This window comes from Pseudomonas sp. B21-032 (assembly GCF_024748965.1).
Classification (GTDB): Bacteria; Pseudomonadota; Gammaproteobacteria; order Pseudomonadales; family Pseudomonadaceae; genus Aquipseudomonas.
Window position 1 is genome coordinate 4,016,403 of the sequence record NZ_CP087180.1, and the last position, 12,053, is coordinate 4,028,455.

General features: G+C 63.8%; 12 protein-coding genes and 1 pseudogene. 7 read left to right on the forward strand and 6 right to left on the reverse strand.

All coding sequences use genetic code 11. From position 1 onward, the window contains the following. Window positions 1-7: 7 nt before the first annotated feature. From kdpA to LOY54_RS27670, 5 genes and pseudogenes are all read right to left on the reverse strand, one after another. Window positions 8-1,702, reverse strand: a complete 1,695-nt coding sequence (kdpA, locus tag LOY54_RS18455; RefSeq protein WP_258607528.1) for a potassium-transporting ATPase subunit KdpA — start codon at window positions 1,700-1,702, stop codon at window positions 8-10. A gap of 8 nt (window positions 1,703-1,710) precedes the next feature. After that, window positions 1,711-1,800 (reverse strand): K(+)-transporting ATPase subunit F, encoded by a 90-nt coding sequence (kdpF, locus tag LOY54_RS18460; protein WP_036996387.1) that lies wholly within the window; start codon window positions 1,798-1,800, stop codon window positions 1,711-1,713. 188 nt (window positions 1,801-1,988) lie between these two features. Next, entirely contained in the window at window positions 1,989-3,677 is a 1,689-nt protein-coding gene (locus LOY54_RS18465) for a bifunctional diguanylate cyclase/phosphodiesterase (protein ID WP_258607530.1), read from the reverse strand. 22 nt (window positions 3,678-3,699) lie between these two features. Continuing rightward, window positions 3,700-4,809: a methyl-accepting chemotaxis protein gene (locus tag LOY54_RS18470; RefSeq protein WP_371128675.1), complete on the reverse strand. Its 1,110-nt coding sequence runs from the start codon at window positions 4,807-4,809 to the stop codon at window positions 3,700-3,702. Window positions 4,810-4,983: 174 nt separating this feature from the next. Continuing rightward, window positions 4,984-5,253, reverse strand: a pseudogene (locus LOY54_RS27670) (PAS domain-containing protein); the annotation flags it as partial. A 278-nt stretch (window positions 5,254-5,531) separates the two neighbouring features. On the opposite strand from LOY54_RS27670, the gene LOY54_RS18475 reads away from it, so the two are divergent. The 6 genes from LOY54_RS18475 to LOY54_RS18500 all read left to right on the forward strand — a co-directional run bounded on the left by LOY54_RS18475 (window position 5,532) and on the right by LOY54_RS18500 (window position 10,503). Then, entirely contained in the window at window positions 5,532-5,846 is a 315-nt protein-coding gene (locus LOY54_RS18475; RefSeq protein WP_045194806.1) for a helix-turn-helix domain-containing protein, read from the forward strand. A 246-nt stretch (window positions 5,847-6,092) separates the two neighbouring features. Further along, entirely contained in the window at window positions 6,093-7,403 is a 1,311-nt protein-coding gene (locus tag LOY54_RS18480; protein WP_038994418.1) for a C4-dicarboxylate transporter DctA, read from the forward strand. A 69-nt stretch (window positions 7,404-7,472) separates the two neighbouring features. Further along, window positions 7,473-8,177, forward strand: coding sequence for a FadR/GntR family transcriptional regulator (locus tag LOY54_RS18485; RefSeq protein ID WP_045194809.1), 705 nt, complete (start codon window positions 7,473-7,475; stop codon window positions 8,175-8,177). Between the two features lie 16 nt (window positions 8,178-8,193). Then, window positions 8,194-8,880, forward strand: a complete 687-nt coding sequence (locus LOY54_RS18490; RefSeq protein WP_045194811.1) for a GntR family transcriptional regulator — start codon at window positions 8,194-8,196, stop codon at window positions 8,878-8,880. A 92-nt stretch (window positions 8,881-8,972) separates the two neighbouring features. Next, window positions 8,973-9,392, forward strand: a complete 420-nt coding sequence (locus LOY54_RS18495) for a hypothetical protein (RefSeq protein ID WP_082075396.1) — start codon at window positions 8,973-8,975, stop codon at window positions 9,390-9,392. Window positions 9,393-9,456: 64 nt separating this feature from the next. Continuing rightward, window positions 9,457-10,503 carry a hypothetical protein gene (locus LOY54_RS18500; RefSeq protein WP_258610732.1) on the forward strand — a complete coding sequence of 349 codons (1,047 nt, stop codon included), beginning with the start codon at window positions 9,457-9,459 and terminating at the stop codon, window positions 10,501-10,503. 9 nt (window positions 10,504-10,512) lie between these two features. On the opposite strand, the gene LOY54_RS18505 is transcribed toward LOY54_RS18500, so the two are convergent. Continuing rightward, a complete protein-coding gene (locus LOY54_RS18505) occupies window positions 10,513-10,959 on the reverse strand; it encodes a PACE efflux transporter (protein ID WP_045194813.1) in 447 nt (148 codons plus the stop codon). Between the two features lie 122 nt (window positions 10,960-11,081). Here LOY54_RS18505 and LOY54_RS18510 point away from each other — a divergent pair, with 122 nt between their 5' ends. Further along, window positions 11,082-11,966, forward strand: a complete 885-nt coding sequence (locus tag LOY54_RS18510; protein ID WP_195884662.1) for a LysR family transcriptional regulator — start codon at window positions 11,082-11,084, stop codon at window positions 11,964-11,966. Window positions 11,967-12,053: the final 87 nt, after the last annotated feature.

Here is a 12,053-nt window from a genome sequence, read left to right on the forward strand (position 1 = left end):
TTGTTCCTCACAAGCCCAGGCTCAGGTATTCGGTCACCGGCCCCAGGGCCAGGGCCGGCAGGAAGGTCAGGCCACCAACCAGCAGGATGGTCACCACCAGTAAGGTGACGAACAGCGGGCCGTGGGTCGGGAAGCTGTTCTGCCCCACCGGTGCGGATTTTTTCAGTGCCAGGCTGCCAGCCAGGGCCAGCACCGGCAGGATGTAACCGAAGCGGCCAATCAGCATGCCCAGGCCGATCATCAGGTTGTGGAAGGTGGTGTTGGCACCCAGGCCAGCAAAGGCCGAACCGTTGTTGGCGCTGGCCGAGGTGTAGGCGTACAGCAACTGGCTGAAGCCGTGGGCACCGGGGTTGCTGATCGTCGCCGCAGGGCCGGGCAAACTGGCCGCCAGGGCGCCGAGCACCAGCACGCCGACCGGCATTACCAGCAGGGTCGCCACCAGCAACTGCACTTCCCGCGCCTGCAGTTTCTTGCCCAGGTATTCCGGGGTGCGGCCGATCATCAGGCCGGCGAGGAACACCGCGATCAGCACGTTGAGCAGCATGCCGTAGAGCCCGGCGCCGACGCCGCCGAAGATCACCTCGCCGACCATCATGTTGACCAGCGCGACCATGCCGCTGAGCGGGTTGAGGCTGTCGTGCATGTTGTTCACCGAGCCGTTGGAAGCGGCGGTGGTGGTCACCGTCCAGAGCACGCTGGCGGTGGTGCCGAAACGGCTTTCCTTGCCTTCGAGCGGCGCGGTCTGTTCAACCAGCGGGCTGCTCAGGTTCGGGTTGGCCTGGTACTCGCTCCACAGCGCGGTGCCGCCGCCGATCAGGAACAGCGCGAGCATGCCGGCGATGATCGCCCGGCTCTGGCGCATGTCCTTGACGTAATGGCCGAAGGTAAACACCAGGGCCACCGGAATGAGAATGATCGAGGCCACCTCGAACAGGTTGCTCCAGGCCGTCGGGTTCTCGAACGGATGCGCCGAGTTGACGCCGAAAAAGCCACCGCCGTTGGTGCCCAGTTGCTTGATCGCGATCTGGCTGGCAGCCGGGCCCAGCGGGATGGTCTGGTCGGCGCCTTGCAGGGTCAGGGCATGAACATAATCGGCGAAGGTCTGCGGCACGCCCTGCCACACCAGCAGCAAAGCCAGCACCAGGCACAGCGGCAGCAGGCCGTAGAGCGTGGCGCGGGTCATGTCGACCCAGAAGTTGCCCAGGGTCTGTGCCGAACGGCGGGCGATACCACGGCACAAGGCAACCAGCACGGCGAGGCCGGTGGCGGCGCTGACGAAGTTCTGCACGGTCAGGCCGAGCATCTGGCTCAGGTAACTGACCGAGGCTTCGCCGCTATAGGACTGCCAGTTGGTGTTGGTGACGAAGCTCACGGCGGTATTGAACGCCAGCGACCACTCCTGCCCCGCCAGGTGCTGCGGGTTGAGCGGCAGGTAGCCCTGCAACAGCAGTACGGCGAACACCAGCACAAAGCCTGCGAGGTTGAAGGCCAGCAAGGCCAGGGTGTACTGCTGCCAGCTCTGCTCTTTGCTGGCATCGACCCCGGCGAGCCGGTAGCAGCCACGCTCGACCGGCCCCAGCAGCGGCGACAGCCAGGTGCGCTGCCCCTCCATCACCTTGAAATAGAAACGCCCGAGCAAGGGTGCCGGGAGCAGTACCAGCGCAAAGAACGCCAGCAGCAACGCGTAATCGTAACTGTGCATGGTCGCTCCTAACCCCGATCGGCGCGCAGCAGCGCGACCAGCAGGTAGATCATCAAGGCCACTGCCAGCAGCAGTGACACCCCGTCCAGAATGCTCATGAAAACTCTCCGTCCTTACGGCACGTGCCGCTGACGGTCATTGTCGGTAGAGGGGCTGTAAAGGGACGAGATCGAGAGCCTGGAGTAGGCATAAAGAATGCGTAAATAACGCGACCCAGCGTCGCCTGGATTGCGACCGCTGCGCGCTCGATCGCGGGGCAAGGCCCGCTCCCACAGAAGGCCCGCCCCTACAGGACTTTCCACTGCGCTGGCTGCTGGTAACCGGCAACCCAGCCGATCACCTGCTCGGCCGGCATCGGCCTTGCGATGCAGTAGCCCTGGGCGATGTCGCAGCCCAGGCCCATCAGCAGTTGGCCATGCTCTACCGTCTCCAGGCCCTCGGCGATCACCTGGCGGCCAAAGGCCCGGGCCAGGCCGATGACGGCGCGGGTCAGGGCCAGGTCGTCGTGGTCGTGGAGGATGTCGCGCACGAACGATTTGTCGATCTTGATGGTCCGCGTCGGCAGGCGCTTGAGGTAGCTGAGCGACGAATAGCCGGTGCCGAAATCATCCAGGGAGAACTGCACGCCCAAGCGCTGGCAGGCCTCCAGGCACTGGCTGACGCGCTGGATGTTTTCGATCGCCACCGACTCGACGATCTCCAGGTCGAGCATCGCCGGCGCCACGTCCGGATGACGCCCGAGCAGCAACTGCAGGCGCTCGACAAAGTCGTCGCGCTGCACATGGCGGGCAGCGATGTTGACGCTGACCGGCCACTGATGGTCCAGCGCCTGCCAGCTTTGCATCTGGCTCATGGCCTGGTCGATCACCCACTCGCCAATCTCGACGATCAGGTCGGTCTGTTCGACTTGCGGCAGAAAATCGCCGGGCAGCACCAGGCCCTTGCCCGGGTGCTGCCAGCGCAGCAGCGCCTCGAAGCCGATCACCACGCCGCTGTGCATGTTGACCTTGGGTTGGTAATGCAGGCACAGCTCACCCTGGTGCAAGGCCTGGCGCAGGCGCGCCACGGTCTGGTGGGTGGCCTTGACCTCCTGGTCCAGCGACACGTCGAACAGGTGAAAGCGGTTGCGCCCGCTCTGCTTGGCCACGTACAGGGCCTGGTCGGCGTGGCGCACCAGGGTGTCGGTGTCTTCGTTGTCCTGGGGGAACAGGGTCACGCCGATGCTGGCGCTGACGCGAATCTCCTGCTCGCGAATCCGGTATGGCGCGGCGATCGCGGTCAGCACCCGGTCAAGCGCCGCCTGCAAGTGGGTGGGGGCCTGCACGTGGCGCAGAATCAGCACGAACTCGTCGCCCGACAAGCGCGCCACGGCATCGCCGCCACGCAGGATGCCCTTGAGCCGGGTGGCCACTTCGACCAACAGCAGGTCGCCGCTGGCATGCCCGTAGCCATCGTTGACCGCCTTGAAGCCGTCCAGGTCGAGCATGCACACCGCCAGCGGAATGTCCTCGTTGCGCGAGAACTCCAGGGCCTGGTTAAGCAGGTCGGACAGGTAGGCCCGATTGGGCAGGCCGGTGAGCACGTCGTGGCCGACCCGCCATTGCAGGGTATGCAGCAGCTGGCGTTTTTCAGTGACGTCGAAGCGGATCGAAACGTACTTGCGCACCTTGCCCGTGGCCGGGTCGATCAGCGGCACCATGGTGCTGTCGACCCAGTACAGCGAACCGTCCTTGGCGCGGTTGCAGATCTCGCCCTTCCACACCCGCCCGGCAACCAGCGCGCGCCACATGCCGATGAAGAACTCCGGCCCGTGCAGGCCGGAGTTGAGGATCCGGTGGTTGGCGCCCAGCAGTTCCTCGCGGCTGTAGCCGGAGATGCTGCAGAACTGCTCGTTGACGTAGGTGATCCGGCCGCTCAGGTCGGTTTCGGAAAAGATCGCAGCGGCATCGACTGCCGCGCGGTAGTTATCGTCCATGAATTCCTCTGCACCCTGGTGGCTAGCGATTGAAACGCTCGACCAGGGCCCGCAGGCCCGAAGAAATGCTTTCCAGTTCGGCGCCGCGGCTGGCTGCAGCATTGGCGTTGAGCGCGGTGGCCTGCACGGTGCTGGCAACCTTGTTGATCTGCTCGGACACGTCTTCGGCCACCGAGGATTGCTCTTGCGAGGCGGCGGCCATCTGCTGGCTCATGTCGCTGATGCGTTCGACCGCGGCGCGAATACCCTGCAAGGCGCGCTGCGCTTCCAGCACCTGGGCCACGCCCTGCTCGGCCTCGTTGATACCGAGGCTGGCGATGCTCACCGCCTCGTCGGCGCCGCTGCGCAGGTTCTCGATGATGCCCTGGATCTGCACGGTCGAGTGCCGGGTCTTGGCCGCCAAGGCGCGAACCTCATCGGCGACCACGGCAAAGCCACGGCCCTGCTCGCCGGCGCGGGCCGCTTCGATGGCGGCGTTGAGCGCCAGCAGGTTGGTCTGTTCGGCAATCGCGCGAATCACTTCAGCGGCGAGCATGATGTCCTGGGTCTGCCCGGCCAGGTGGGTGACCGCCTGGTTGATCTGGCTGACGGTAGTGGCCAGCAACTGGATGGCCTCGCGACTGGTGCCGGCGACCTGGCTGCCCTGCTCGGCCAACTGGTTGGCGGTCTGCGCCTGCACGGCGGTCTGCTGCACATGCTCGGCCACCTCGCCGATGGAGGCGGCCATTTCAGTCATGGCGGTGGCGGTCATGTCGGTTTCGCCGCGCTGCTCCAGCAGTGCCGTTTCAGTGTTGCGCGACAAACGGCTGGAGTCGCTGGCGGCTTCGGCCATTTGCGTGGCCAGGTCGCTCAGGCGGGTGAGCGCGGTTTTCAGCCGCGCTTCTTCGCTGATCAAAATCATCTGCAACTGCGCCGCCGGGCCCAGTAGGTCGCTGTAGGTCAGGGCGCTGATCTGGTCGGCAAAGGTGTGCGTCGAACACCCGACGATCTGCCCCAACTGACGACCCAGACGGCCATGCGCCCACAGGCCGAGCAGCGCGAACAGGCCCAGGGTGATCCCCTGGCCCGGCCATCCCGGCAGCACCTGGTTGGCCGCCACCGCCAGCGCGCCTGCGGCAAGGGGCAGGCTCATCACCTGGCCAAGCTGGGCCAGCCGGCGCCCGCTCGCCACTGCCGGCTTGCCCTCGCGCAAGCGTGCATACAGTGCTTCGGCACGGCGCACCTGCTCACGAGTGGGCTTGACCCGCACCGATTCATAGCCGACCAGGCGGCCGTCCTCGAGAATCGGCGTGACATAGGCGCTGACCCAGTAGAAGTTGCCGTTCTTGCAGCGGTTCTTGACGATGCCCATCCAGCTCTGGCCGGCCTTGAGGTACTGCCACATCAGGGCAAACACCGCTGGCGGCATGTCCGGATGGCGCACCAGGTTGTGCGGGCTACCGATCAGCTCGGCCTGGCTGAACCCGCTCATGGCGGCGAATTCGGCGTTGCAGTAGGTAATATTGCTGGCAGTGTCGGTGGCGGAAATAAGCCGTTGATCCTCGCCGAAAGTCTGTTCGACCGAGGTAACCGGCATGTTGAGACGCACGATAAAACTCCATTTGCAGGGGTCTGCCAGGTTGTCCTGCGCAGCGCCCAAACCATTCGTCCGACACCGAGATCAGCCTTCTACCGGGGTGCTTTGCTGAATAGTCTCAGCTGGGTCAGCGCGGTTGAAACTCGATGGCTTTTGACCTGTCCAAACGATCAATTCTACGAATTACATCACATTATGCAAACAAAGGTGATGAATTGTGGCGTTGCCTCTTGCCGATAGATATCGTTAAGTTCTTGATTCTAAATGGGAATTAAGCGATGACAATTTCAAGTTTGGGTTCGGCCATCAGACGTTACCGCAAGGTAGCCGGGCTCACTCAGGCTGAACTTGGCGAGAAAACCGGTTTTGACCCCAAGACCATCAGTCGCTTCGAAACCGGCACCTACACTCCCAGCGTGGAAGCCCTGTCGAGCTTTTCCGAAGTGCTGGGGATCAAACTCAAAGCCTTCTTCGCCGAAGAGAACGACGAAGACGAGCAGCGTGCCTACCTCTTCGGCGTCATTCACAAAACGCCCTCCCAGGACCTGGGAAAGCTGATCGCAGCGGTAGACCTGGCCTTGTCCAAGCCTTAGTGGCGGCAACCCCGAAAAGCGGCAGGTCGACCCTGCCGCTTTTTTTTGCCTGGCTATTGCACCGTAACTGGTCAGACCGGTAAAGCCAATTCTTGCCCGCTCAGCCGAAAACCCCTTGCAAACCCAAAAAAATCGCGCCTACACTGCCCACGCACTGGACATACCGGTAAGACCACAATAATTAAGTCCTCCGCTCTTTCGCCCGCCGTGGCATCGAAGCAGGGACACCGACCAGAGATCCCTCCCATGCTCAAATGGTGCTCGCGTTCGATCTTCCTCCAAGTGGTGTTGGGCCTTGTGCTAGGCATAGCCTGCGGCCTGAGCTTTCCTGAAGTTTCCCTGCAACTCAAACCCCTCGGTGACGGCTTCATCAAGCTGATCAAGATGTTGATCGGGCTGATCGTGTTCTGCGTGGTGGTCAGCGGCATCTCCGGTGCTGGCGACCTGAAGAAGGTCGGGCGCATCGGCCTGAAATCGGTGATCTACTTCGAAATCCTGACCACCATCGCCCTGGTGATCGGCCTGGTGTTCGCCTTTACCTCGGGCATCGGCAGTGGCGCCAACATTCATCTGGACCAACTGGCCAGCAGCGAAGCCAGCAACCTGGCCGAACGCGGCCAGCACATCCATGGCACTGCAGCGTTCCTCATGGACCTGATCCCGACCTCGGTGGTCGGCGCCTTTGCCGACAACAACATCCTCCAGGTCCTGCTGTTTTCAGTGCTGTTCGGCAGCGCCCTGAACCTGGTCGGTGAAGCGGCCTCGGGCATTTCGCGGCTGATCAACGAACTGAGCCACATCATTTTCCGCATCATGGGCATGATCGTGCGCCTGGCGCCGATCGGCGTGTTCGGCGCCATCGCCTTCACCACCAGCAAGTACGGCCTGGAATCGCTGCAGCACCTGGGCGGCCTGGTGGCCTTGTTCTACCTGACCTGCACCGGTTTCGTGCTGTTGATCCTGGGCACCGTGATGCGCCTGTCGGGGCTGAAGATCCTGCCGTTCATCAAGTACCTGCGCGAAGAGCTGACCATCGTCCTCGGCACCGCTTCTTCCGACGCCGTGCTGCCACAGATCATGCGCAAGCTCGAGCACCTGGGCATCGGCAGCTCGACGGTGGGCCTGGTGATTCCTACCGGTTACTCGTTCAACCTCGACGGCTTCTCGATCTACCTGACCCTGGCCATCGTCTTCATTGCCAACGCCACCGGCACGCCGCTGGCGATGACCGACCTGCTGACCATCCTGCTGGTGTCGCTGATTACCTCCAAGGGCGCCCACGGCATCCCGGGCTCGGCGCTGGTGATCCTTGCCGCGACCCTCACCGCGATTCCGGCGATCCCGGTGGTCGGCCTGGTGCTGGTGCTGGCGGTGGACTGGTTCATGGGCATCGGCCGGGCGCTGACCAACCTGATCGGCAACTGCGTGGCCACCGTGGCCATCGGCCGCTGGGAAGGCGATATCGACATGGAACGGGCCAACAATGTGCTGTCGGGCAAACAGGGCTTCGGCTTTGCCCAGCGCAAGACCCCCAACGCCCATCAACAAGAGTTCTGAGCAACAGGGCCGGCAGCAAAACTGCCGGCCACAGGAGCAAACCATGCAAGTGTTCTCATGGAGTGACCAATGATTACTTCATCAACCGTCGTCAACTCAGTGGTGGAAAAACTCCGCCAGGCCCTGGCCCGCGGCCAGTGGCGCTCCGGCGACATGCTGCCGGGCCAGCGCGAACTGGCCGAGCAACTGGGCATCAGCCGGCCAAGCCTGCGCGAAGCGGTGACCGTGCTGGAAACCCTCGGCCTGGTGCGCTCGATGCCGGGCAAGGGCGTGCTGGTGCTGGACGCCGATGCGGCGCAAAGCACCTCGCCCCAGAGCGGTGTCGCCGAGGCCAGCCTCGAGGATGTGCTGCAACTGCGCTACACCCTCGAGCCGTTTATCGTCGGCCTGGTGGCGCAGTCGATCAGCAGCAAGGAAATCGGTCAGTTGCGCCTGACCCTGATGGACATGCGCGAAGCCCTCGAGGCCGAAGACAGCGAAGCCGGGGTCAACGCCTACATCGCCTTTCACGAAGAGCTGTTCACCCTGACCGCCAACCCGATCTTCCAGAGCGTGGTGCAGCAGACCAGCAACGCCCTCAAGCAAAGCGCCGCAGTGCTGCGCAACTCGCCCGAGCATCTGGCGGCGCGACTTGAGGAAAACGAAGCGGTGGTGCGCGCCATCCGCAACAAGAACAGCGCCCAGGCCAGCGCGCAGATGCGCCACCATATCCTTCAGGAAGGCCGGCGCATGGGCATCGAACTGAACATCCCGGACGATCATCCGGGCAACTGACCCCAGGAGTGCGACCATGAACGCCAGCGCCCACGCCCATGACACCGCCCTGCCCTCGTTGCTTGCCCAAGGTGAGCGCAGGTTGTCGGCCGAGCAGATCTACCCACGGCTGTTCGATGCCATCCTCGAGCAGCGCCTGGCTCCTGGCAGCGCCCTGACCGAGCAAGCCCTGGGCGATGCTTTCGGGGTTAGCCGCACGGTGATCCGGCGGGTGCTCGGGCGTTTGTCGGACCAACAGGTGATCGTCCAGCGCCCGAGCCACACCGCACGCCTGGCCGCGCCCGACCCGCAGCATGCACGGCAGATCCTCAGCGCCCGGCGCCTGGCCGAAACCACCCTGATCAGCCTCGCGGCCAAACGCGCACGGCCGGCCAAGATCCGCCAGTTGCGCGAACTGGTGGCCCGCGAGCGCCAGCACCATGAACAGGGCCAGCGCTGCACGGCGATCCGCCTGGGCGGCGAGTTTCACCTCAAACTTGCGGACATGGCCGACAACCTGCCGCTGGCGCGTTTTCTCAACGGCCTGGTACCGCAGACTTCGCTGATCATTGCCCAGTACGAAGCACGACCATGCAGCCATTGCGCCTGGCAGGAGCATGCGGCGATCATCGATGCGCTGGAGAACGGCGATGGCGAGGCGGCGCTGGCGTTGATGCATGAGCATCTGGATCATATCGAGGCCAAGCTCGACCTGGAGGGTTGAGCATTTTCGCCTGGGAGCGGGACTTGCCCCGCGATACGATGTGGCCGACAGGACGCTATCGCGGGTCAAGCCCGCTCCTAACAGATGGACCGATGACCGCCTTGGAGGGCACCCTGATGACACCTGCGCCGCACATGACACCGCAGCAGCGCCAGCAAGTGCGCGCAGCAATGTCCGATGCCTTCGTCGACACCCACGTCGAATACCTGTGGATCGCCCGCCACCTGGTGGGTTTTGACCGCGAGCTGCTCAAGGAAATCTTCTACAGCGAAGTCGCCCCCGCCTGCTACGGCAACATCATGACGCCGGTACCGCCGGTCTGGACCGGTTTCGACGAAACCTGGCTGCAGGAGGAGATCGAAGAAACCCTCCAGGCACGCCGCGACAGCTGGTGGCGGCGCCATATCGACCGCCTGTTGAACGCCACCTGGGTGTGGTTTTTCTGCAAGGAGATCTGGGCCGACATCCTCCTCGCCCTGGACGAGGCCGAGGCCGAACAGCAGCGCGAGTGACGGCACCTATACTCAGGTAACCACACCATTCGAGCTTGCCTGACCACAGGGGGGCTGCGCTTTGATTCCGCGTTCCCCGCTCATCGCCCTGCTGCTCGCCGTGCTCCTGGCGCTGGGCGGCTGCGGCTCACGGCAAAAGGTCAGCGAGCCGCCGCCCATCCCGGTCAATGCGGCGACCTGGCAACAGATCGACCGCGACATCATCGACGCTTCGCTGGCGGTCACCAGTTCAGTCAACGACTATGCCCGGCGCTCCATGCGGGTCTGGAAAGACCGCGTGCAGCAGTACACCGAAAGCGAGTTCATCCCCTGGTTCACCGGCTACTGGACCCAGCAATGGCTGACCATGAAAGTGGCCTGGTACAAAATGAACAGTGGCGACGGCAGCGAAACCCCGGAAAAGCGCCTGGCCCAATACCTGCAGGAGCAGTACCACGAACGGGTGCTGGACCCGGTGGCCAAGGAGATCGACCCCGAGGCCATTCGCGACCGGGCCATGGAGCTGTATATCCAGCTGCTTGGCCAGCAACTGCAGCAGATTGCCCAGCGCTACCGGGCGCCGCCGGAGCAGTTCAACCTGCACCTGACGCGAATCCAGGCCATCGGCCTCGGCCCCCCGGCAAACAACAATGCCTCGCTCCATCAATTGCTGTTCAGCAAGCCGCTGGAACAGCAGCCCGCCTACGCCGCACTGGTCAAACGCCTGCACAGCGCCGTGCGCGCCGGCACCCAGCGCGCCGACATCGGCCTGTCATCGGTCGCCCAGCAAGCCAGTGAAAAGCTCGGCGCCACCCTGGCGCCACGGGGCATCGCCAGCGCCGTGGCGGCAGCCGTCGGGCGTGCGGCGGGCACGGTGATTTCCCTGGCGGCCACCGGCATCGGGGTGATGACCCACAACCGCGAACAACCGGCGATGATCGAGCAACTGCGGGTGATCCTCAACGTCGCACTGAACGAGGAATGGCGGGAACTGATGGAGAACCGCAAGACCGGCGCCATGGCCGGGGTCTACTACCTGTCGGGTGAGATAGAAGACAGCCTGCTGGCCGCCGAAGGCCCCGAGCGCGAGCCGCAACCCGCAGCCCAGGTGATCACCCTGCCGGCCCAATAAACGCGCGGCTTATGCGGCGACGCGGTTGTCGGGCTGAGCCTGGGCCGAGGTCGGCAGGCCGAAGATGCGGTCAAACAGCCAGTTGTAGATGAAGGTGTAGCACGGGATCAGGATGATGAACGCCAGGTCGACGACAAAGGCCTCCAGCAGGCTCATGTCCAGCCACCAGGCAATCAGCGGGATCAAGTACACCACCAGGGTCAGCTGAAAACCGATGGCATGCGCCAGCCGCCGGCCAACACTGCGCCCACGCTTGGCCTGGCGGCTTTCCCAGTACTCGAACAGGGTGTTGTAGATGAAGTTCCAGGCCATGGCGATGGTGGTGATCATCACCGCCAGCGGCCCGGTATTGCTCGGCGCGCTGTCGGCCAGGTAGGCCAGGCCCAGGGTCGACATACACAGACCGATCAGTTCATAGGCGGTCACGTAGACCAGTTTGCGTTTGACACCTTGCACGTTGCTAACCTCGGTTTTGCCGTAAAACGCCGCCCTCTTGGGCAGCTGAGGCGGGCAAGCATGCGTCAATCTTCTTGACAGCCAAAGTCAGCAGCTATCAGATTAGCTGACAGGAGATTGCCATGAACTTTTCCAGCGATAACATCGAACTGTTTCTCGCCGTACTCGACCGCGGCTCGTTTTCCGCTGCCGCCCGGGCTTTGGGCCGGGTGCCGTCGGCGGTGAGCATGGCCATCGGCAACCTGGAAGCGGAACTGGGCTTCAGCCTGTTCGAACGCACCCACCGGGAAACCCGCCCCACCGCCATGGCCCAGGCCCTGGAGCCGCACGCACGGATGATCGCCAACCAGCTGGGGCAATTGCAGGTGCATGCCCTGGAGCTGTCCCAGGGGCTGGAAAGCACCTTGAGCATCAGCGTGGTGCCGGACATCGACCACACCCGCCTGCTGGCGGCGATCAGAACCCTCAGTGAGCGCCACCCGCTGCTGAATGTCGAGGTGCTGAGCGCACCGCAGGAAGATGCCCTGCAACTGCTGCACGACGGCCGCGTCAGCCTGTGCCTGGCCTTCGCCGGGCTGTCGGTGGACGCCCGCCAGCGTTTTCAGAACATCGGCATGGAGTCGCTAGTGGCCTGTATCGGCCCGCAGCACCCGGCCCTGCAACAGCGCCCCCGGCAAATCGTTTACCTCGAAGACCTGGCCAACGTCCGGCAGATCCTGGTGGCCAGCCGCGACCTGCCCCTTAGCGACACCCGCGCGCTGATCGGCAAGGCGTACTGGCGCACCGACAGCCTGGCCATGGCCATCGAAATGGTCGAAGCCGGCCTTGGCTGGGGCGACTTTCCGTTGTCGCGGGTAGCACCGTTGCTCGGCGCCGGGCGCCTGGTGCGCCTGGACTTCAGCAACACCCGCAACGAGTTGCAGTTGCCGGTGCATGCCTTCTGGCGCCAGCACCAGCCACTGCAAAAAGCTGCCCAGGCGCTGGTGCGTTTATTGGGCGTGCAATAAAGCGCCCGGCTGAAACACGCATTCCAGAGCAGGCAGTAGGAAAATCCTGTCAGCCCCTGCGGCAAAAACTCCTATCAATTTTTCAGT

Excerpts from the sequence above, each read along its gene's own strand:
- kdpA (WP_258607528.1), bottom strand. The coding sequence starts at position 1,702 with ATGCACAGTTACGATTACGCGTTGCTGCTGGCGTTCTTTGCGCTGGTA.
- kdpF (WP_036996387.1), bottom strand. The coding sequence starts at position 1,800 with ATGAGCATTCTGGACGGGGTGTCACTGCTGCTGGCAGTGGCCTTGATG.
- LOY54_RS18465 (WP_258607530.1), bottom strand. The coding sequence starts at position 3,677 with ATGGACGATAACTACCGCGCGGCAGTCGATGCCGCTGCGATCTTTTCC.
- LOY54_RS18470 (WP_371128675.1), bottom strand. The coding sequence starts at position 4,809 with ATGAGCCTGCCCCTTGCCGCAGGCGCGCTGGCGGTGGCGGCCAACCAG.
- LOY54_RS18475 (WP_045194806.1), top strand. The coding sequence starts at position 5,532 with ATGACAATTTCAAGTTTGGGTTCGGCCATCAGACGTTACCGCAAGGTA.
- LOY54_RS18480 (WP_038994418.1), top strand. The coding sequence starts at position 6,093 with ATGCTCAAATGGTGCTCGCGTTCGATCTTCCTCCAAGTGGTGTTGGGC.
- LOY54_RS18485 (WP_045194809.1), top strand. The coding sequence starts at position 7,473 with ATGATTACTTCATCAACCGTCGTCAACTCAGTGGTGGAAAAACTCCGC.
- LOY54_RS18490 (WP_045194811.1), top strand. The coding sequence starts at position 8,194 with ATGAACGCCAGCGCCCACGCCCATGACACCGCCCTGCCCTCGTTGCTT.
- LOY54_RS18495 (WP_082075396.1), top strand. The coding sequence starts at position 8,973 with ATGACCGCCTTGGAGGGCACCCTGATGACACCTGCGCCGCACATGACA.
- LOY54_RS18510 (WP_195884662.1), top strand. The coding sequence starts at position 11,082 with ATGAACTTTTCCAGCGATAACATCGAACTGTTTCTCGCCGTACTCGAC.